Origin of the sequence: Marinicella gelatinilytica (genome assembly GCF_026410405.1) — a bacterium.
GTDB classification, from domain to species: Bacteria; Pseudomonadota; Gammaproteobacteria; order Xanthomonadales; family Marinicellaceae; genus Marinicella; species Marinicella gelatinilytica.
In genome coordinates, this window is sequence record NZ_JAPMLN010000039.1 from 1 (window position 1) to 335 (window position 335).

The window sequence follows — 335 nt, forward strand, 5'->3', positions numbered from 1 at the left end:
TCACCGGCTTCACCGGAATCCAACAATTTACGGAACATCTCAACACCGGTACAAATGGTCTTGGTGGTATCACGGATACCAACAATTTCAATCTCTTCACCAACATTAACAACACCGGTTTCAATACGGCCAGTAACAACAGTACCACGACCTGAAATTGAGAAAATGTCTTCAATCGGCATCAAGAATGGTTTCGCTGTGTCACGCTCAGGCTCAGGAAAATAAGAATCCATCTCATCCAACAGCTTTTGTACAGCCGGTACACCGATATCACTGGTGTCGCCTTCTAAGGCTTTCAAAGCTGATCCTTTAACCAATGGCGTGTCATCACCAGG

The 335-nt window shown here is 45.4% G+C and carries 1 protein-coding gene; it reads right to left on the reverse strand.

The window, feature by feature from the left end; genetic code table 11:
• Positions 1-335 (reverse strand): EF-Tu/IF-2/RF-3 family GTPase (locus tag OS173_RS13250; protein ID WP_267184762.1); only part of this gene is annotated, 335 nt, incomplete at both ends.